The sequence below is a fragment of the Nannocystis sp. RBIL2 genome (assembly GCF_026626745.1).
Lineage (GTDB): Bacteria > Myxococcota_A > Polyangia > Nannocystales > Nannocystaceae > Nannocystis.
Window position 1 is genome coordinate 121,594 of record NZ_JAPNJW010000002.1, and the last position, 20,492, is coordinate 142,085.

Annotated in this window: 13 protein-coding genes and 1 tRNA gene; 6 read left to right on the top strand and 8 right to left on the bottom strand. The window is 72.9% G+C overall.

Annotated elements, in window-relative coordinates; translation table 11 throughout:
* Positions 1–134 precede the first annotated feature (134 nt).
* Positions 135–3,197 (top strand): hypothetical protein, encoded by a 3,063-nt coding sequence (locus OV090_RS25705; protein WP_267707250.1) that lies wholly within the window; start codon positions 135–137, stop codon positions 3,195–3,197.
* A gap of 770 nt (positions 3,198–3,967) precedes the next feature.
* A complete protein-coding gene (locus tag OV090_RS25710; RefSeq protein ID WP_267707251.1) occupies positions 3,968–4,837 on the top strand; it encodes a hypothetical protein in 870 nt (289 codons plus the stop codon).
* A 178-nt stretch (positions 4,838–5,015) separates the two neighbouring features.
* Here the strand turns inward: OV090_RS25710 and OV090_RS25715 are convergent, their stop codons facing one another.
* The 3 genes from OV090_RS25715 to OV090_RS25725 form a co-directional block, all read right to left on the bottom strand.
* Positions 5,016–5,582: a hypothetical protein gene (locus OV090_RS25715; protein WP_267707252.1), complete on the bottom strand. Its 567-nt coding sequence runs from the start codon at positions 5,580–5,582 to the stop codon at positions 5,016–5,018.
* 31 nt (positions 5,583–5,613) lie between these two features.
* The gene (locus OV090_RS25720) at positions 5,614–7,362 is read right to left on the bottom strand and encodes a hypothetical protein (protein WP_267707253.1); all 1,749 of its coding nucleotides are present in this window, start codon (positions 7,360–7,362) and stop codon (positions 5,614–5,616) included.
* A 307-nt stretch (positions 7,363–7,669) separates the two neighbouring features.
* Positions 7,670–9,622 (bottom strand): hypothetical protein, encoded by a 1,953-nt coding sequence (locus OV090_RS25725; RefSeq protein WP_267707254.1) that lies wholly within the window; start codon positions 9,620–9,622, stop codon positions 7,670–7,672.
* Positions 9,623–10,030: 408 nt separating this feature from the next.
* Here OV090_RS25725 and OV090_RS25730 point away from each other — a divergent pair, with 408 nt between their 5' ends.
* Positions 10,031–11,545: a hypothetical protein gene (locus OV090_RS25730; protein WP_267707255.1), complete on the top strand. Its 1,515-nt coding sequence runs from the start codon at positions 10,031–10,033 to the stop codon at positions 11,543–11,545.
* Between the two features lie 2 nt (positions 11,546–11,547).
* Positions 11,548–12,822, top strand: a complete 1,275-nt coding sequence (locus OV090_RS25735; RefSeq protein ID WP_267707256.1) for a cytochrome c3 family protein — start codon at positions 11,548–11,550, stop codon at positions 12,820–12,822.
* A gap of 90 nt (positions 12,823–12,912) precedes the next feature.
* Here OV090_RS25735 and OV090_RS25740 read toward each other — a convergent pair whose 3' ends face one another.
* The 3 genes from OV090_RS25740 to OV090_RS25750 form a co-directional block, all read right to left on the bottom strand.
* A complete protein-coding gene (locus OV090_RS25740) occupies positions 12,913–13,428 on the bottom strand; it encodes a metallophosphoesterase family protein (protein WP_267707257.1) in 516 nt (171 codons plus the stop codon).
* Positions 13,429–13,859: 431 nt separating this feature from the next.
* On the bottom strand, positions 13,860–14,414 hold the full coding sequence (locus tag OV090_RS25745; protein WP_267707258.1) for a hypothetical protein: 555 nt from the start codon (positions 14,412–14,414) through the stop codon (positions 13,860–13,862).
* A 556-nt stretch (positions 14,415–14,970) separates the two neighbouring features.
* Positions 14,971–15,047, bottom strand: a tRNA-Arg gene (locus tag OV090_RS25750).
* A gap of 114 nt (positions 15,048–15,161) precedes the next feature.
* On the opposite strand from OV090_RS25750, the gene OV090_RS25755 reads away from it, so the two are divergent.
* Positions 15,162–15,911, top strand: coding sequence for a hypothetical protein (locus OV090_RS25755; protein ID WP_267707259.1), 750 nt, complete (start codon positions 15,162–15,164; stop codon positions 15,909–15,911).
* A gap of 116 nt (positions 15,912–16,027) precedes the next feature.
* Here OV090_RS25755 and OV090_RS25760 read toward each other — a convergent pair whose 3' ends face one another.
* Entirely contained in the window at positions 16,028–17,113 is a 1,086-nt protein-coding gene (locus OV090_RS25760; protein ID WP_267707260.1) for a DUF418 domain-containing protein, read from the bottom strand.
* Between the two features lie 107 nt (positions 17,114–17,220).
* Between OV090_RS25760 and OV090_RS25765 the strand changes: the two genes are divergently transcribed.
* Entirely contained in the window at positions 17,221–17,817 is a 597-nt protein-coding gene (locus tag OV090_RS25765) for a TetR/AcrR family transcriptional regulator (RefSeq protein WP_267707261.1), read from the top strand.
* A gap of 85 nt (positions 17,818–17,902) precedes the next feature.
* On the opposite strand, the gene OV090_RS25770 is transcribed toward OV090_RS25765, so the two are convergent.
* Positions 17,903–20,386 (bottom strand): PBP1A family penicillin-binding protein, encoded by a 2,484-nt coding sequence (locus tag OV090_RS25770; protein WP_267707262.1) that lies wholly within the window; start codon positions 20,384–20,386, stop codon positions 17,903–17,905.
* Positions 20,387–20,492: the final 106 nt, after the last annotated feature.

Here is a 20,492-nt window from a genome sequence, read left to right on the forward strand (position 1 = left end):
GGCGGTGGGCAAGCTCGTGGCGGGAAACGGGGGGCAAACCCGCGCCGGACGCCGGGTGAGCGGCTGGCCCTGGTGCGGTGGGGAGAGGTCGGGCACTCTTCAGGCAGGCGGTGGCTGGCCCCAGAAGAGCGCGGTTGTCCAGTGGGCTGCTCGCGCCGTGGTTGGTCGGACTCGCGGTCGCGACGGCGACCCCGGCCGTGGAAGCCCACCCGTGGGCGGTCCGACGCGCGCCGTCTCTGTCGTCGTCGCCCGCGGGCGAGGGCGACGCTTCACATCCGTCGGACCTGTCTTCGCCGCAAGCTCACGCGCCGTCGGACCTGCCGACCGGACCGCCTTCGGACCCGCTGCCGACGGCCGCCCCGACGAGCAACGACCTCGCGGTGACGGCGGTCGAGGTCCGCCTGGAGGTGGTGCGCGGCGGAGAGCGGCTGCCGAACGGCAGACGGGTGCCGCTCTCGGGCGGCGCGGCCGTCGGCCACGCGACGTACAAGCTCAGCCGCCCGGCCCGCGCCGGCGAGCAGCTGGTGCTGCTGAACTTCGCCGAGGCGCTCGAGCGCGAGCCGTTCGAGCTCGACGAGGTGGCCAAGGCGACCTACCTCGACGGACCGTTCCGCCGCGGCCGGATGGTGGTCGGCGGGCACTCCGGCGCGACCGCGGTGCGGCAGGTCAACTCGCGCCGCGACGTCGAGGTGACCCTGTCCGAAGGGACAGACACGCTCACGCTCGAGTACACGGTCGAGGTGCCGCGCCGCTACTGGCCGTTCGGCTGCTCGCGCCGGCGCTGCAGCCTCAGCGGCGCGGTGGCGCCGTTGCCGAGCGCGAAGGCCCGCGGCGGCTCGCGCCTCGACCCGGACGCGCGGGTGGTGACGCCGGCGCGCTGGACGGTCGACGCGCGGTTCGCCGCGGTTCCGACATGGTCTCCGGGACATGTCCCGACAGACAGAGAGGCGAAGCTGCTGGGGCGCGACGAGCTGGTGGTCGCCAGCGGCGCGGTCGGGGCGGCCGAGGTGGCCTACCCGGAGGTGTTCTGGGGCCCGCGCTGGAAGCGGGCCCGCGAGACCTGGCGCGGGGTGGAGATCGAGGTGCTGCACATGTTCTGGCGGCCCGGCGACCAGGTGCCCGACGAGCGCAAGCTGCAGCTGTACCGCGACGTGCCCGGCCACATGCTGCGGATCGCCCGCGAGGCGATCGACGTGGCCACGCTCGCGGGCCTGGAGCCGCCGCCCGACAGCCGGATCACGGTGGTGCAGGGGCCGCTGCGGGCCGAGATCGCCCAGGCGCACCCGTCGGCGGTGCTGGTCAGCGACCAGTTCCTGCAGGTGTCGCCAGGCCGGCGGTTCCAGGGCTTCCATCAGGCGGCGGCGGCCCGGGCGATGCTCGACGAGATCATGTACGGGGCCTACGTCGGCCGCCACGACCCGTCGACCGATCTGTGGCTGTACGACGCGACCGCGACGGCGCTGCTCGACGTGTGGCGGGCCCGCCGCGCTCAGGGCGACGAGTTCGCCAGCGACATCCTGCGGCGGATCACGTTCGTGCCGATGGTGGACAACTTCCTCTACACCGGCCAGGCCGCGTTCGCGCAGAGCTACTTCCGCGGCAGCGAGGACGTGATGCCGCTGCGCCTGCACCCGCTGTACTTCTCGCACCCGCTGCCCACGGGGCGCCGGATCCACGAGAAGATGGTCGACCTGCTGACGCCGAGCCAGCGCGAGGCGTTCTACGAGAAGGTGGTCCGCGAGCGCACCGCCGATCCGGTGGCCGCGGCCGAGGCGGCCTACGGGCACTCGCTCGGGTGGTTCTTCGATCAGTGGCTGGCGACGTATCCGGAGGTCGACTACTCGGTGCACAAGGTCGACAGCGAGCAGCAGGGCGACGGCCGCTGGCGCCACACGATCACGATCCGCCGCGAGGGGGAGCACGCGGCGATCGAGCCGGTGCAGGTGCTGGCGACGGAGCGCGGCGGGCAGCGTCACTACCTGGTGTGGAACGGCTCGACCGGGTCGGGGACGAACATCGAGGTGTCTCCGGGGACAGGCACGATCGACCACGTGTTCACGCTCGAGACGCAGCACAAGCTGCGGTCGGTGATGGTGGACCCGCGCACGCGCCTGCTCGAGGAGCCGCAGGGGAAGCAGCGCAACGTCGACCCGCTGTACAACAACCGCTCGCCGCCGAGCTTCCGCTTCGTCTACACGGGGTTCGGCTTCGAGGTGTCGGCGTCGGAGTTCCTGGCCGGAAACACGCCGGCGGCCCGGCTGCAGGCGCTGTCGGGGCGAGTGCTGTTCGAGATGAGCCGGCGCCGCGATCTCAGGTCGATCGGGCACCTGCAGCTGCACCGCGACCGCGAGTCGGCGGCGGCGATCGGCGGCGGGGCGACGGTGTGGTTCGGCGAGAAGGTCAACCGCCGGCGCCGCCGCGGGCGGGTGCGCCTGTTCGGCGAGGTCCACTCGCTGACGGCCCGCGGGCTCGACGGGGTCGGAGGGGTGCGCTTCGCCCAGTCATTGTCGATCATCGACGACACGCGCAAGTTCAGCCTGTGGCCGGATCGCGGGCACCGGCTGGCGTTCGGGCTGTACGCGCAGGAGACGCTGCGCACGGGGGTGCCGGCGCCCGACCATCGCCACGGCCTGACTGCGTCGGCGTCGTGGGTGCACATCTGGCCGCTGGCGCACCAGCACACTCTGGCGAGCCGGCTCGAGCTGACGATGATGGTGCCGATCGTCGGCCGCCCGGAGTTCCGCAGCCTGGTCCGGGCGGGCGGGGTCGACGGGCTCGGGGCGTACGGCGGGAACGAGCTGTTCGGCCGCGGGGTGGCGCTGGCCCAGCTCGAGTACCGCCACATGTTCTGGTCGAACTTCAACGTGAACCTGGTGCACCTGTTCTGGCTGCGCGGGATCGGGGGGACGCTGTTCACGGGGGTGGCTTCGGTGTCCCCGTGCGACACGCTGCGCGGGTGGTTCGGGAAGGAGAGCTGGTACGGGCAGGTCGGCTACGGGGTGACTGCTTTCCTGCAGCTGCTCGGGGTGACGCCGCAGTTCGTCCGCTTCGATGTGGCGGTGCCGCTGGTCCGCCGCCGCACGACTTGCCTCGACGAGGTGCTGCCGGATTATCTGGCGGACTATCAGGGGGTCGCACCGGGGGACTTTCAGTTGCCGCGGGTCGGGGTGAACTTGACGTTCTTGCAGCCGTTTTGAGGATTCGATGGCCGGAGGCATGTCCTCGCGGGCATGTCTTCGGGGTCATGTCCTTTCGGTAATGGTGGATGGGACATGTCCTTGGATGATCGAGAGGTCGACGGGGCTCGACCTCGACGATTGCGGGGTGGCGCTTCGCATATTGCCGACTGCGCCTCGCGGGGGGTCCGGGGAAGGGCCGGCCGCGAGTTAACCGGCGGGATGGACGCTCGTTCCTCGCGCCCATCTCGCCTCTAATTCGCGGCCGGCCCTTCCCCGGACCCCTGGCACGGCTGCAGCCGTGAGAGGCGGCCTCGCCGTCGTGGGCTTCGATGCGGGATGTCCCCGGGAGCAGGTTGCGGGGCGCCTGTTCGACGGCCAGGACTGGCCGCCGAACAGACGCCTTCTCGCGTCCCTGACGGCGTGGCATCTTTGGCGGGGAGCTCTCAGGTGCTGGAGACGAGAGTCGCGGGGTGCTTGCGGTGAAGGTGGCGGGTCCCGACGGGGAAGGAGTCACGGATGCTGAGGGCGCGGCTAGCCGATGAGGGCCAGGGTGGCGGGTGCTGATGGCGAGGCTTGCGGGGCTGACAGCGAGGCTCGCCGGTGCTGACGGCGAGCCTCGCCGGTGCTGACAGCGAGGCTCGCGGTACTGAGGGCAAGGCTCGCCGGTGGTGACGAGGTGCGCTGACGGCGAGGCTAGCGAGGCTAGCTGAAGGCAGAGGTGCGGTGCTGCTCGGTGGCGCAGCGGCGCGCGGTGTCGCGGATGGACGGCCTTGGGATAAAATGGCCGGGTGACGCCGATGCGCTCGCGGTTCCGCTGTCCTCGCTGCGGCGAGGTGCTGACGCCGTGGTCGCGCGAGCTCGAGCTGGCGGAGGCGCTGAATCCGTTCGAGAGTCAGACGTGGCTGCTGCCGGCGCAGTGGTTCGTGCGCTGGGATCACCCGGGGCTTCGCGATTCGTACCTGGGGGGTCACCCCGCGAGCTATCCGTGGTTGTTTGCGCCGCTGACGAGGTGGTGGGTGCAGGTCCACCCGGACTCGCGGCGCACCGCGGGCTGCTGCGGCCTGGCCTACGGCGGCTCCGGCCCGCCCAACCTGGTGTGCGCGTGCGGCCTCGAGATCGGGGTCGGCCACCGCGATTGCAGTGGGCCTCACTGGTACGCGCTGCACGAGTCGGTGGTGCACGAGCAGGAGGTCGATGCGACGCCGCTACAGGCGACTGCGGGCCGGCTGGCCCGGCTGCGCTACCGCGTGGGGCGGCCGGTCGCGCGTCCGGGACATGACCCCGGCGGCGGGAACGTGTGGCACCACGAGCGCGCGACGTGGAACGAGGCGCTGCGGCTGCGAGAGTTGACGATCGACTGCGGCGGCGGGATCGAGGACCCGGCGCTGGTGATCGAGTCGCCGCAACTACCGCCGGGGGCGCAGCTGGTGGTGCCGCTGCCGTGGTGCCAGCTGGTGCGTCTGGCGGCGCTGGGCGAGCAGCCGTGGGGCGAAGCAGAGTCGCCGCTGACGTGGATGAGCGGGCTGCGCGAGGGGCCGCACGTGTGCGTGTCGCGGTACAGGCGGCGGGTGCTGCTGACGGCGTGGGGACCGGATCCGACGTCGTGGGCGGTGACGATCGAGGTGCGCGCCTGGGCCGATGCGTGGGCGTGGCTGTGATGGCTGAGGCTCGCGGGCCGAGGCGTGGGGAGCGATATGTCTCTCGGGGCAGGTCGTCCGTGGTCGGCGAGGGTCTGCCAGCGCTCGGTGGGGCCAGCTGTGCGGCCGAGGGCTCGCGGGTGGAGGCGTCGGGAGTGAGATGTCTCTGGGGACATGTCGCTCGCGGATGTCTCTCGGGTCAGGCGGCGGCGAGGGCGGCGACGTCGTGGACGATGGCCTGGAGGCGGGGGAGCGAGCTGCGGTAGTGGGTGCCGTGGAAGAGGGCGTTGATGCCGGTGCCGGCCTGGACCTGGACCTTGAGGCAGTGGACGTGACTGCTGAGGGCGGCGAGGCGGGCGGTGAAGTCGGGGCGGGCGAAGTCGGCGAGGTCGGCGTCGCGCGGGGCGTCGATCCGGCAGACGTCGAAGATCGGGTCGGGGCCGCGCCGGCCGCCGCCGCCGAACCACCGGGCGAGCTTGTCGGCGAAGCTGCGGGCGCGACACTCGCCCTCGAACTTGAGGTGGTTGCCGGTGACGAACACTTCGAGGACGTTGGGGATGTAGTGGTAGCCGCGGGCGGCGAGGAAATAGTGCGAGTGATACGAGACGACCACGGCCCGGCCGTCGAGCTTGCCGCGCGCGTGGACGGCCTGGCACTGGACCGTGCGGTTGTTACCCGTCTCGACCTCCGACTGATCCTCGTCGATGTGATCGTCGGTCAAGCTGCGGCTGAATTGGTACAGCGTTTCGTATACAGGCCCGCTCATCGTCGCAGCCTATCGCCGCGCATGGCGACTGTCACGGGCAGGCGAGGTCGAGGATCGCGGGGACGGGATCGTCGACGTGATCGAGCACTGCGACGACGGCCTCGAGATCGAGCAAGGGGCTGCAGTGGAGTTCGAAGAGGCCGCCGACGCGCGTCAAGGCGCCGTCCGGGCCGCCCAGGCCGGTGATGTCGGCGAGGGCCGGGTTCTCCTGCAAGATCAGGCTGCCCTCGACGGTGTGCAGGGCGGCGAAGGCGTCGAGGGCGACGAGAGCCTGGTTGCAGGCGATGGCGAGGGTGCCGTCGACGCGCTCGAGCGCGGACAGGCCGGTGAGGGCCGCGAGGCCGTCGTTACCGCCGGGCGCTTCGGGGTCGGTGCAGGGGAGGTCGAGGTCGCTGACCCGCCGGCGGCCGAGGACGAGGTCGCCGACGACGTGGCGCAGCTGCTCGAGGCCGGTCAGGTCGTGCAGGCCGTGGTTCTGCAGGATTGCGAGGCCGCCGGGGAGCGCCGCGAGGCTGGCCGGGTAGCCGGTGAGGCGCCCTAAGCCCTGGTTGTCGGCGACGACGAGGCTGAGACCGAGGCGATCGATGCCGAGCTGGAGGCCGTCGGGCAGGCCGGCGAGGTCGACGAGGCCGTGGTTCTGGCCGATCTCGAGGCTGCCGCCGATCTTCCGCAGGTCGCCGAAGAGCCCGGATAGATCGCTCAAGCCGGGGTTGCCGACGATGCGCGCGCTGCCGGCCAGGGCGGTGATGCCGGCGGGCAGGCCGGCGAGGTCGAGCAGGCCGTCGTTGGCCTGGATGCGCAAGCTGTCGCCGCTCTCGGAGTCGATGCCGAGCTGGAGGCCGGCGGGCAGGCCGGACAGATCGACGAGGCGATCGTCGTCGCGGATCTCGAGCACGCCGGCGACCTGCAAGCCTTCGGGCAAGCCGGACAGGTCGCGCAGGGCGGGGTTGCTGCTGATCTCGAGGTCACCGCCGACGATGAGGAGGGACTCGGGGAGGCCGTGGAGCTGCTCGAGGGCCGTGTTGCCGCGGATCTCGAGCGGGCCGTCGATGCGGTCGAGGCCCGGCGGGAGGCCGCCGAGATCGCGCAGGCCCAGGTTGTCGGCGACGACGAGGCCGCCGTCGCCGATGGCGGTCAGGCCCTCGGGCAGGCCCGCGAGCGAGTCGAGCGCGGGGTTGCCGGCGACCCGCAGGCCGCGGACGCGCGTGAGCTTGGGCGGCAGCGCGGACAGGCTGGCGAGGCGCGCGTTGCCGACGATCTGGAGGTCGCCCTTGAGCTCGCCGCCGCCGTCGGGCAGGCCGGCGAGGTCGACCAGCGCGTCGTTGTTCTCGATGACGATGCTGGACTCGTCGACGGCGACGCCGAGCGCGGCGTCGACAGGCAGGCCCGTGAGTGTCTCGAGCCTGGGGTTGCGGGCGACGACCAGGCCGCCGCCGATCGCCCGCACGCGCCCGAGGCCGCTCAGGTCGACGAGATCGGGGTTGTCGGTGATCTCGATCGACTGCGTCACGCCGCACAGACACGGCAGCTGGAGGTGCTGGATCCGCGTGCCGTGCACGATCAGCGCGTCGACCTCGACGCCGAGGGTGTAGGCGCTGCAAAACGAGTCCATGGTGGCGCCCGCGCCGTCGCCCGAGAGCTCGAGGGCCTCGCCGTCGACGGGCGCCTGGCAGTCGAAGGCGGGCTCGCAGCCGGGCGTGAAGGCGGCCGCGGCCGCGAGGGCGCCGGCGAGGAGCACGGCCGCGCGGGCGGGGACGAGCGAGCGGGCGGCGCGGATCACGAGGCCTCGCGGGCGCGCGGAGGCGCGGGACGGGGGCGTGCGAGCATGGCCGAGAGGACATGCTCGATGGGGCAGGTCGTGAGGGACATGGCGCGAGGGGCAGGTGCGGCGGGTCGGCGGCGGAGGCCGGGCGCACCCTCGGGCTGCGACATGGCCCGAGCGGGGGCGATCTGACGCGCCTGCTCGAAGGGGCAGGTCACGAAGGACATGGCGCGAGGGGCAGGTACGGACGCGCAGGTCGGGATGAGCATGTCCTGCAGGACATGTTCTTCGAGGCAGGCGCGTCGGCGGCGGGTGGGCATGCCGTTCAGCTCGGGCGGACGCGGACGGTGAAGCGGACGCTGGCCTGCTGCTCGCGCAGGCGGAAGCCGCGGGCCTCGTCCTCGACGCAGGTCTTGAAGGCGGCCAGGCGGGGCGCGGGGACGCGGGTCTTGGGCGGCTTGGGCTCGACGCCGGCGAGGCGGCCCTCCTCGAAGCGGAGCTCGACGTCGACGGCCTCGCCGGCGCGCAGGGGGGTCTCGAGCTCGGGCAGGCAGCGGACGAAGCCGAGGGCGAGCGCCTCGGCGCGCTTCTGGTCGCCCTCGGGCAGGAGCGGTTCGGCCGGGGCGCCGGGCGGCGGGGCGGGCAGGACCAGGCCGGCGCTGGCGGTCCGCGGGAACAGGTTGGCGCGGACGTCGAGCTTGCGGCGGGCCTCGGCCAGCGTCTTCTCGGGCAGGTCGGCGGGCGGCGGGGCGGCGGCCGGGGTCCAGGCGACGACGTCGAAGCGCCGCTGCGGGCCGCCGACCAGCGCGCGCAGCAGGTCCTGCAGCTGCTGGTAGAGCACGTCGTCGCCGAGAGTGAGGGTCACCATGCGCTCGCGCGGGTAGGCGCGATCGAGGCGGGCGAGCTGGGCGTCGAGGTCGGACGGGCCGGGCAGGAGGTCGAGCCAGCCGCCGTCGACGGCCAGCCGCGGGCCGCGGCCGCTGAGGTGGACCCGCACGCGGGCGCGCGAGAGGACCTGCGCGGCCGGGCCCTGGTCGCTCGGGCGCACGACCTCGAACGGGAGGGTGGCGACGATGTCACCTGTCCCTTCGGGCAGCCGGGGCTCGCGCACCGCCGACTCGATGCGGGCGACGCGGGCGTCCAGCAAGGTGCGGAGGATCGAATTGAGGGCGGGCGAGGGCAAGAGCGGCGGGGCGACCAGGAGCACGGCGCCGCGGCCGTCGCGGGCCAGGGCGGCCTCGACGGCGCGCACCAGCTCGGGCGCGCCGCGGGTGCTGCGGCGCGCGCCAGGGCGGCCGAGGTCGACCGTGACGTCCTCGCCGGCGATGCCGACGACGGGGGCGAGGCTGTCCTGGCGGCCAGTCCCGGCGGGCACGCGCTGGAGGTCCCACGCGGGGTCGCGGGCGGCCGGGAGCGCGGCGAGGAAGGTGTCCTGAAGGACAGCATCGTCGCGGTCGCGGCGGGCCAGGGCGCCGCGCCAGCGCGGCAGGGCGGCCAGGGCGTCGCGCTCGGCGCCGAGCAGGCCCCACAGCTCGGACGGCGGCGGCCACGGGGCCTGGGCGTGGACGGCCCGATCGTCGAGCCAGGCGGCGAGGCTGTCCTCGCGGACATAAAGGCCGTGGACCGCGACCTCGAGCCGTCGGTCGGGCACGGCCGCGGCGGCGCCGGCGAGACAGCCGCGCACGTGGTCGTAGAGCCGCCAGCGGGCGTTGTCGGCGGCGCGCGGGTGGCCGTCCTCGGCGATGTTGCGGTAGGCGGCGACCCGCACCGAGAGGTCCTCGCTGCCGGCGACGAGCCCGAGATCGGCGGACAACAGGGTGATCGCGCCGGCGACGAAGCCGCGCGCGTCGTCGTCGAGGTCGGGCTTGAGATCGAGGGCCAGGGCCTCGGTGAGCAGCCGCGTCTCGGCCTCGCGGGTGGCCTCGGGGCCGCGGCCCATGGCGGCGCCGCCGAGCGCGGTCCACAGGGCCTCGCGCGCGCCCTCGTCGCCGGTGAAGCGCGCGGCGTCGAGGAGGTCGAGCAGGCGATCGAGGCGCGCGACGGCGGCGCGCGAGGAGGCGTTGGCGGCCGGGATCTCGGCCGGCTTCAGCGGGTCGGCGTCGATCCACGCGACCGGGCCGGTGGCGTCGGGCGCGGTGGTCGACTGCGGCCGACAGGCGAAGAGCGCGAGGCCGAGGCCGAGAGCGCCGAGGCGGGCCCTGCGCCGCAGCGCGGGCGCGGCGGATCGCGTCGACGAGGTCGTGACGCCAGGGAGTACGAGCGGAGCGGCGGAGCCCAAAACAGCGCTGGAAGAGGGGCGGTCGGGAACTGCGAGCGGAACGGCGGATCCGGAGGGAGCCGCGGAGCGGGAGGTCGGCGCTGGGGCGCGCGAGCCGGAAGTCGCGAACCGGGACTCGGGCGCGGGTTCGCGGGCGGAGCCGGAGTCACGCGAAGATGAAGTCGCGGTCATCGTCGCCGGGATCGATGCGGGGAGCGGCGCAGAGACTCCGGCTGCGTGCGCAGGTCCGACGGCGGAGGGGTCCGTGCGCGCGGCGCCGGGTCGCAGCGCGGCGGCGGAGCGAGGGGAAGGCGCGGCGGACCTGGGTCGTGCGAGACGGGAGCGCGGCAAAGGGTGGCCCTGGGGCGAGTGGTGGTGACGGCGATCGGCCGAGACCGAGGGCCGGCGGATGGCTTAGCATACGAGCGATTGCTGCGGGCAGGGGGATCGATCGCGCACAGCGTCGCCGGCGCGCCGGGCCGGGGGCGCGTCCGGGCCCTGCCGCTCGCGCTGGCCGCGGTGATCGCTGCGACCCCCGACGAGGCCGCCGCGACCGAGGTGCGCGCGGTCGCCCGCACTCTCGGCGAAGGGTACATGGTCCAAGTGCCAGGTCCCGAAGGACAGCTGCTGTCGCGGCGCCGGCTGGTCCAGTACGTCAACCTCGGGGTCTACGAGCTGCTGCCGCCGCGCGCGGCCGACGAGAAGCGGCGCGCGTGGGAGGACGGCCAGCTGCGGATCGTGACGTCGATGCGGCTGCGCCACGACTTCGGCAGCTACGTGCGCCCGGGCGACGACCGGGCGGCGCGCCTGGTCAACGCGATCGACGGGCGCCAGATCGACGTGATGTTCGCTTACCTCGAGGGCGAGAACCTCGGCAACCGGGTCGACTTCAAGCTCGGGCGCCAGTTCGAGTTCAGCGGGCTCGACTGGTACGCGTTCGACGGCGGGTGGGCGCGGGTGCGGATCCCGGCCCACCTCGCGCTCGAGGCGTTCGGCGGGCTGCAGGTCGACGGCACCGCGGTGTTCGGCCTGCCGACGTTCGAGCTCGACGGCACCCAGGGGACCGCGGCCGACCGCGCGTTCTCGCCGATGTTCGGCGCCGGGGTGTCGCTGTGGGGGCTCAAGTGGATCGACGCGCGCGTGGCCTACCGGCGCACGTTCTCGCCCGCGAGCGTCAACCGCAAGCTGGTCGACGACGACGGCAGCCTCGGCCTGCCGTCGGGGGTCGACCAGGAGGTCGTCAGCGCCAGCTTCGCCGGCAACTTCGCCGGCGGGCGGGTCAGCCCGTACGGCGCGCTGCGCATGAACCTTGGGACAGGTCGCCTCGACGACGTGACCGCGGGGCTGCAGCTGGCGTTCACGCAGCAGCACCTGCTGCGCGCGCTGTACATCCGCACGCTGCCGATCTTCGACCTCGACTCGATCTTCAACGTGTTCGCGCTGACGCCGTTCGAGGACGCGCGGCTGGTGTTCGAGGCGCGGCCGATGCCGCGGATCTCGCTGCAGGCGCGCGGCCAGATGCGGTTCTTCCGCAGCGAGACGACGGCGGCGCTCGGCACGTCGCCGGTGAAGTCGCTGCAGCTCGGGGCCGGCGGCGGGGCCTCGGCGGCGTACCGCGGGCGCCGCTTCTCCGGCAGGCTCGACGGCTACGGCCTCGGCGGCGAGGGCGGGACGCGCGCCGGCGGCAGCCTCGACACGCGGACGATGGTGTGGTGGGACCGCCTGGCCCTCGACGCCCGCATCTACGGCGTGTACTACCGCGACGAGGTGACCGAGGCGCGGCGCGGCTACAGCGTGGCGCTGCAGCTCGGCTTCAACGCCCAGCTGTGGCGCGGCATCCATCTCGCGGTGCTCGGCGAGGAGATGTTCACGACCTTTTACTCGCAGGCCTTCCGGCTGTTCGGCGCGCTGACTGCCGACTGGTCGATCCGGGTGCGGAGGTGAGCATGACGCGGCACACGAACACGACGCGGCGGGAAGGGCGAGGCCAGGGGCGGTTCGCGGCGGTCGCGGGCGTGATTCTTGGGCTGGCCTTCGGGACAGGTCTTTACGTGCAGGCGGGCGGCGGCCTCACGGTCGGCGAGATCCCGGCGACCGCCCCGGTGACGCACGGACCGATGCGCGGCGGCAGCCCGGTGTACCCGGAGCAGGACATCCCGCTGCGCTTCAACCACGGGCAGCACCTCGGGCTCGGGCTGGCGTGCGCGCGCTGCCACACCAAGATCGGCGAGAGCGACAAGGTCGCCGACTTCAACTTCCCGACCGGGGCGGTGTGCGACAGCTGCCACGGGCCGCAGCACCCGCGGCCGGCGACCGAGCCGGCCCGCTGCGGGCAGTGCCACACGCGCCTGTCCGAGGGGCGGGTGACCGCGACCCTGCGCGCGCCCAAGGCCAACCTGCAGTTCTCGCACAAGAAGCACCTGGCGGCCGGGGCCAACTGTCAGTCGTGCCACGGCGACATGTCGAAGGTGCGCATGGCGACGGTGCTGCAGCTGCCGAGCGAGGCGTCGTGCTTGACCTGCCATGACGGGCGCAAGGCGAGCAGCCGCTGCGCGACCTGCCACCCGGCCGACACCAACGGCAAGCTGGCGACGCGCAGCTTCAGCGACCGCGTGATGCCGGCGCTGGTGCCCCGCGGCAAGAGCTCGTGGGGCGCGGCGCACGACCTCGCGTTCGTCGAGGACCACCGCGGGATCGCCAAGGCCAACCCGAAGCTGTGCGCGCAGTGCCATGACGAGACGTTCTGCACCGACTGCCACGCCGGCGCGGTCCGGCCGATGCGGATCCACGCGGCCGACTACATGACGACGCACGCGCTCGACGCCCGCGCGAACACGCAGGACTGCCAGTCGTGCCACCGCATGCAGACCGACTGCCTGGCCTGCCACCAGCGGCTCGGCATGGGCGACGGGCCGGACGCGAAGTTCGGCGTGGGCTCGTCGCTGCGGTTCCACCCGATCGGCTGGGAGGGCCCGCCGGACTCGCCGCAGAGCCACGCGTTCGCGGCGCAGCGCAACATCGCCACCTGCGCCAGCTGCCACACCGAGGACAGCTGCCTGGCCTGCCACGCGACCACCAGCGCCGCGATGCCGGGGCTCAACGTCAGCCCGCACGGGCCCGGGTTCGCGGCGTCGATGCGCTGCTCGGCGCTGGCGGCCCGCAACCACCGCGTGTGCCTCAAGTGCCACGAGCCGGGCGACCCGCGCAACGAGTGCCTGTGAGGCGCATGTCGTCATGGGCATGTCCTACGTGACATGTGTGAAGAGGCATGTCGTGGCGGACATGCCCCTTCGAGCGCGACGAACCGCGACTCAGGGCAGCGGCTCGACCTCGGCTGCCTGCACCGCGAGCGAGCCGCCGGCCTGCTCGACCAGGTCGTGGTAGGCGACCTGGCCGCGCTCGAGATCGACGACTGCGAAGCCGCTGTCGTGGTCGGGGTGCAGGGTGCCCGGGTTGATGAACACGAGCGGAAGACCGACCGGGCGGGCGAAGGCGCGGACCATGCGCTGGTGGGTGTGGCCGCCGGCGGCCAGCGGCAGCGACGGATCGGCGAGCAGATCGCCGAGGGCGAAGTTGGCCTCGAGGTCGTAGCCGGTGTGGTGCGGGCGCAGACGCACCATGTCGTCGTCACCGACGCCGTGGCCGAGCAGGAGATCGCCGCGCACCGTCGCCAGCCGGCGCGTGGCGGGCAAGGCCGACAAATAGGCGAGCGTGGCCGGGGCGAGGTCGACGGCCTGGTGGGCGTAGGTCAGGCCGCGGAGCTCGTCGCCGAGCAGCCAGCGGTCATGGTTGCCGCGGACGGCGAGGACCCGGTGCGCGGCCAGCAAGGCACAACAGCGGTCGGGTCGCCGCGGCCGTCGCAGAGGTCGCCGACGGCGAGGACGGCGTCGAGAGCCTGTCCTTGGAGCCAGGTCAGCGCGAGGGCGAGGCGGCGATCCTCGGCGTGGATGTCGCCGAGCAGGGCGAAGCGGCGCAGCACGGGGGGTCCACGAGTATGCCACGCGGGTGAGCGAGCGGCCCGCGTCCGGGGGCGGTCCGGGGGTCACGGCGGGCAGCGCGGCCGGCGGTCGCGGCCGATTGCGCGCGCGACGGGCGGCGCAATCGGATGTCGTTTCGGGCTGCCGGCGCTCGGGCTGGCGCCGACGGGCCGGGCATCGGTGAGGCGGTCCGCGGGGACATGTCCTCGCGTTCCTGTCGCTACGAGCATGTCACCGAAGACATGTCCTCGAGCCCTGGCCACGGGGACGCTCCGGCGACCTCAGATTTTCGAGGGGGTGCTGAAGTCGACGGCGAACCACAGCACGTGGGCGGCCCGGCCGTCGTCGCGCTTCCACATGGCGGGGCCGAGGTACAGGTCGGGGGCGACCTCGCGGATCTCGTCGCGGATCCGGGCGATGAACCACGGGTTGCCCGGCTGCTCGTAGTCGAGGTAGACGCACGGCTCGCCGTCGACCACCGAGGGTTCGACGCGGGTGGCGAAGGGGAACCACTCGAAGCGGCGGACGACCAGGTTGACGCGGTTGATCCCGCGGCCCTCGTCGGCGTCGGCGGGGAAGAAGCTCTTGCCGTCCCACGGGAAGCGCGGGTGGCGGGCGAGGGCGCGTAAGAAGCGGCAGGCGGGGCCGTGCTCGAGGCCGCGGACGGTCAACATGCGGCCCTTGGGGCGACCGTCGAGCGCGGTGAGATCGTCGGGCACCGAGCCGCGGGCGTAGAGGCCGCGCAGTGCGTCGCTCGAGAGAGCGGCGAGACGATCGAGGGAGAGGATCCGCTCGGGGGCAGCGGCGCGCGGTTCGACTCGATTGGCGGCGGTCATGCGGCTCTCTGTCGGTGAATGGAGACGAGCGGTCCGGGCGAACGCTGGCGGTGCAGCCCGCCAGAGACGGTACGGGAGGTGGACGGGTCGGTCAATCGCACGCGCTGCACGAGCGGCCGCAGCTGCCCGTGTAGATGCTCGAGGCCGCTGGCGGTGAAGGACGTTCCGGGGGCCGAGCGAGCGGCTGTGAGGGCGGCTCGGTCGAGGCCGCTGTCGCATGCGCGAGAGTCCTGGCGGTGATGGAGCGGCCGGCGTGTCGGGATGACTCGAGTCGTTCGCATCGCTGCGCGTTGCGAGGACCACCGGACGCGCGTCTCGAGCTGATTCCCTCGTCGCGCTCATGAGCGATCGAGCGTGGGGCGAGGTCAGGTCCGTCAGCGATCTGCGCTCCGTGATGCGCCGGCGTGCTCTCGAGCACTGCGAGCCGCGAGGCGCAGGTCCGCGAGGCGACGCGTCGCGCCGCCGCGATTCGCACGCGCGCTCGCTCGCCGCGGGCAGGGCAGGCGAGCGAGCGCGAGGGCAGGAAAATCAGCGAGAGGCCGCCCGACCGCGGCGGTGGTGAACATTGCGGGATTTGAACCCGCGACCTTTTGATCCGAAATCAAACGCCCTACCCAACTGGGCGAAGTGCTCTGGCCTCGGCCCACGTGGCGGCCTCTCGCCCGCGAGCGTAGCCCCGAGACCGCGATCTTCACAAGCGCCGCGGCGCTTGGCTCGCCGGCGCGCGTGGCCTACCCTGGCGGGGCCATGAACCTCCATCGACTCGCACTCTCCGTCTCGCTCGTCTGCGCCCTGGGGTCCATCGCAACCACCGCAGAGGCAGCCAGGGTCGCGCCGAAGGGCAAGGTCCGCGTCCACCTCGACACCGAGGTGCTGTCGTGGACGCACGGCCGCCCATACTACGACCCCGGCGAGGCGCCCAACCCGGCCAACCCGCGCTGGAACGTCATCGGCTTCGGCGCCGGTCGCCCGGTGACGATCGACGGCAACCCGATCGGCGGCGCGTCCGTGATCGCGCTCGGCGTCGGCTACGGCATCCATCGCCACCTGATCCTCGGGGCGCGCTTCGGCATGAACCTGAGCCACTCGTTCGATCGCAACAACAACCCCGACGACGACTCCAACGACGACTCGCAGACCGCGTTCATCGGCACGTTCACGCCGTACCTCGAGATCCTGCCGATCGCCGAGGGGCCGGTGCTGCCGTTCATCCTCGTCCGCACCGGCTTCACCGGCGGGACCGTGACGAACAACGACGGGCCCAACTGGGTCCGCACCGGCGCGATGGCGCCGCTGCTCGGCGTGGGCTTCGGCGCGCACGCGTTCGTGACGCAGTACTTCTCGATCGACTTCGGCCTGACGTTCGACTACCGGTGGGTCCACGGCATCGGCCGCGCCGGGGGTCCTGGGGTGCCGCCGGCGCCGGCGCCGGTGTGGGGCCGCACCGCCCAGTCGTTCACGCTGGCCGGGACGCTCGGGATCTCGACCTGGTTCTGAGGCTCGACGGGCGAGCCGGACGCGCTCGTTGCTCTTCGGACATGCCTTGAAGGGCATGTTCGATGGAACATGGGCGAGAGGACATGTCCTCGAGGCATGGTCGGCTCCCGCGGGGCTCATCTGGGGTCGCGGAGGAGGCGGCGCAGCAGGGCCTCGGCGGGGCCCTGGCGGCCGCGGCGGCGCAGCAGCTCGGCGAGCACGACGGTCAGCGCCCACACGCCGACGCCCACGGCCGCGGCGGTCAGCGGGCGCAACTGGCCGCCGAGGCCGGCCCAGTAGGGCTCGAACAGGAGCTGCCAGGCGAGCGACTGCGCGAGGTAGCAGCTCAGGGAGCGCTGGCCGCAAGCGACCAGCGCGGTGACCACGAGGCCGCGCCGCTCGCCGAGCCGCGCCGCCGCGAGCGCCACCAGGGCCGCGTAGCCGAAGCCGCCGGCGTAACCGGTGAGGGTGTGCAGGGCGGTGGCTGCGATCTGCGGCGCCGCGCCGTCGCCCCATCCGGCCTGCACTGCGAGCAGCGGCAGGGCGCCGAGCGCGGCGAGGCCGATGCCGATCGTCGCGGTGCGTCGGAGGCATGGCAGGTGCGAATCGGGGCGCTCGAGCACGCCGTGGCGCGCGGCCCAGAGGCCGAGCAGGAACGGCCCCGCGGCCATGACTGCGAACAGCGGGGTGGTGGCGATCCAGCCGATCATTCGATACGCCGCGGAGATAAGTGGGTCGGTCACGAGCTCGGCGTCGGCGCCGTCGGGGATGAAGCGGGCGGCGATTCCGAAGGCGAGCGCGCCGGCGACGAAGCAGACCCCTGCGCTTGCGAGGAGCACGCGCTCGCGGCTGCGCGTGGCCGCGACGAGGAGCAGCACCAGCAGGCCGTAGGCGGCCAGGATGTCGCCGTGGAACAGCAGCAGGGCGTGGGCGCAGCCGAACAGCACCAGGCAGCGTCCGCGCCGGCGCAGCCGCCCCCGGACGGAAGGCCAGTCGGCGCCGGCGCGACGGTGGCGGGCCACGAGCTGGGCCACGCCGTAGCCGAACAGCGCGGCGAACATCGGGTAGCCGCGACCCTCGACGAACAGGGTGTGGAAGGCGGCGACGACCTGGTCGGCGAGGCCGAGCGGCGCGCCGGCCAGGACCGGCGCGTGGGCCAGGGCGATGATGAGGAGCATGACGCCCCGGCCGAGGTCGGGCGCGAGGGCGCGAGGAGCGGGCAAGGGAGCGTTTTCGGCGGACATTTGCGGAGAGCCTCGGTTTTGGCTACGCAAACGTATCTAAAGGTTGTCGATTAAGCTACGTAACCGTATCTTAAATGGAGGAGAAGATGACCACTCAGGCGACACGTAGGCGAGGGGACGACCTGCTCCGCAGCATCCACGAGGCGGTGCTCGCCGAGCTGGCGGAGGTCGGCCTGGGCCGGCTGACGATGGAGGGCATCGCCAGGCGGGCGCGCACTGCCAAGACTTCGCTGTATCGCCGCTGGAGCTCGCCGCACGAGGTGCTGCTGGACGCGATTCACAGCGAGCACCCGGAGGAGGTGCCGTCGCCCTCGGCCGACGACCTGCGCGGCGACCTGCTGCGGGCGCTGCGACAGCTCGTCGAGTGGACGCGCTCACCGACGGCGGCCGCGGCAGCCGCGATCCTGGCCGAGCGCAAGCGCTACCCGGAGCTCGCGGCTGCGCTATACGAGCGGGTGTTCGACGCCCGCGGCGGCCGGTTCACCCTCACCGTGCTGCGCCACTACGCGGCCCGCGGTCACATCGATCCGGCCCTGATCACGCCCGTGGTGGCCGACATCGGCGAGGCGCTGGTGCTCAAGCACAGCCTCGACGCCGACGCGCCGCCGAGCGAGGAGACTCTGGCGGCGATCGTCGACCAGGCGATCCTGCCGGCCGTCGGCCGCGGGCGGGCGGCTCGCTGACGGCTGTCTCCGCGGACATGTCCTTGCAGGCATGTCTTCACGGACATGGCCTCGCGGGCATGTCCTCGCGGACATGCCCAGACGGTCAGTCCTTGAAGTACAGGGTCGCCGAGGGCATGCCGGCGACCGGCTCTTCGCCGTTGCGGGCGTCGACGTTGCGGCTGGAGATGCCCGGGGGCCGGTGGAGCGGCAGGTTCTCGTGCGGGATGCCAGCGACCACCCCGGCCATGAACTGCGTCCACATCGGGGTCGCAGTGGTGTAGCTGGCGTCCTCGTCGCCGAGGGAGCGCTCGTAGGTGTCGTCGCCCATCCACGCCGCGGTCATGTGGCGCGAGGTGAAGCCGACGAACCAGGTGTCGGTGGTGTAGGCGTTCTTCGACGCGGTGCCCGACTTGCCGCCCGCGGGCACGCCGATCTGCGAGGCGCGGCCGCCGATGCCGGCGGTCACGACCTCGCGCATGAGGCGGGTGATGAGGAAGGCGGTGCGGTCGTCGACCACCTGGCGCGGGCCGTGGATGGCGAGGGCGGCCATGCGATCGAGGCGGCCGGCGACGTCGAGGCCGGCGTCGAGCGGGTGGCGCTGGTCGAGCAGGGTCTGGCCGCGCTTGTCGATCACGCGGCGGATGTAGACCGGGTCGACCCACGAGCCGCCGCGGACGAAGATCGAGAAGGCGCGCGACAGCTCGTCGGTGTGCACGCACGAGGCGCCCAGCGACAGGGCGCGGTCGGCGATGAGCTCGGTGGTGAAGCCGAGCCGGCGGGCCCACGCGACCACCTTGTCGGCGCCGAGGCTGACGAACAGGCGGATCGACGGCAGGTTGAGCGACTTGATCAGGGCGGTGCGCAGCAGGACCTTGCCGTCGAGCGTCTGGCCGATGTTCTGCGGGTTCCACAGCTCACCCGGCTCGGGCACGTAGGGCTTGTCCTCGAGCACCGAGCCCATGGTGTACTGGCCACCGTCGAGCGCGAGCGCGTAGTAGATGGCTTTGAACACGCTGCCCGGCTGGCGGCAGGCCTGGGTGGTGCGGTTGAACTGCGAGCGGTCGTAGTCGAGGCCGCCCTCCATCGCCTCGACCTCGCCGGTGTCGTGCGCCATGGTGTAGATTGAAGCCTCGACCCGCGGCAGCTGGCCGAGCTCGACCTGCGGCAGGCCGGTGGCCTCGTCGACCGGCTCGAGCGCGACTGTCCCTCCGGACATGTCCCCGGATTCATTCGCGGCGCTCTCGGCGGCGGCCGCCTCGTCGTCGATCTCGGCGATGACGCTGCGCCGCTTCTGCGCCGGCCGCACCCACACGACGTCGCCGGCCTCGACCGCCTCGTCGACGCGGGTGATCTTGACGTCGTTGACGCCGGTGTTGCGGTCGTAGCGTGAGGCCCAGGCCATCTTCTTCAGCGGCAGCAGGGCCTCGACCTTGCCGACGCGGACCTTGGCCTGCTTGGCGGTGACCTCGGTGACGAGCGCGAGCCGCCAGCGCTGCGGGTCGGCGGTCATGGCGTCGTCGCCGTACTCGGCGCCGGTGCGCTCGAGCAGGGTGGTACGGGCTGTCTCGTCGGACAGGTGCGCGACGGGGCCGCGCCAGCCCTGGCGGCGGTCGATGCGGCGCAGGGCCGAGTCGATCGCGGCGTGGGCCTGGGCGCCCATCTCGATGTTGGCGGCGGTCTCGATCTGTAGGCCGTCCTGCAGCACCGCTGCCTCGCCGAAGCGAAGGCCGGCCTCGCGGCGCACGTGCTCGGCGTAGTAGGGGGCGCGCAGGCGGAACACGTCGGGCGGCTGCGCGGCCAGCTTGAGCGGCTCGTCGTCGGCGGCGTCGCGCTCGGCCGGGGTGATCGCGCCGGCCTCGACCATGTCCTGCAGCACCACGGAGCGCCGCTTGAGCGCGCGCTCGGGGCTGGCGATCGGGCTGTAGCGCGAGGGCGCCCGTGCGAGCCCGGCGATCAGCGCCGCCTCGGCGAGGGTCAGCTCGTGCAGCTCCTTGCCGAAGTAACGGCTCGCGGCGGCGGCGACGCCGTAGGCGCCGTGGCCGAGGAAGATCTTGTTGAGGTAGATCTCGAGGATCCGCCACTTGCCGAGGCGGCCCTCGATCCGCAGCGACAGCAGCGCCTCCCGCAGCTTGCGGTCGAGGGTGCGCTCGTCGCTGAGGAAGCCCTTGGCGACCTGCTGGGTGATCGTGCTGCCGCCCTGGATGACGGTGCCCGAGCGCAGGTTGGCCAGAGTGGCGCGCGCCAGACCGCGCCAGTCGAGGCCGGCGTGGGTGAAGAAGCGGCGATCCTCGACCGAGAGGAAGGCCTGGATCAGGCGGTCGGGGATCTCGTCGATCGGGGCGTAGGCCCGGTGCTCGCGCGCGAGCTCGGCGAGGACGCTGCCGTCGACGGCGTAGATCCGCGTGACGCCGGGCGCGAGCGCGTCGTACTGCTCGACGTCGGCGATGTCGGGCAGGGCGGCGTCATAGGCGCGATAGACCCGCACGCCGACGTAGCCCAGGGCCACGGTGATGCACGCGGCCGCGAACACGTAGTAGCGCACGAGCCAGCCGAACAGGCCGGCGCGCGCCGGATTGACGACCCACAACCGCGAGCCGACGACGAGCGGCGACGGACCTGCGGGCCCGGAGCGCCGCGGCGATGCCGGCGGCGGCGGAGGACCCGGAGGCGCTGCCCCTGCAGATCCGGCAGGT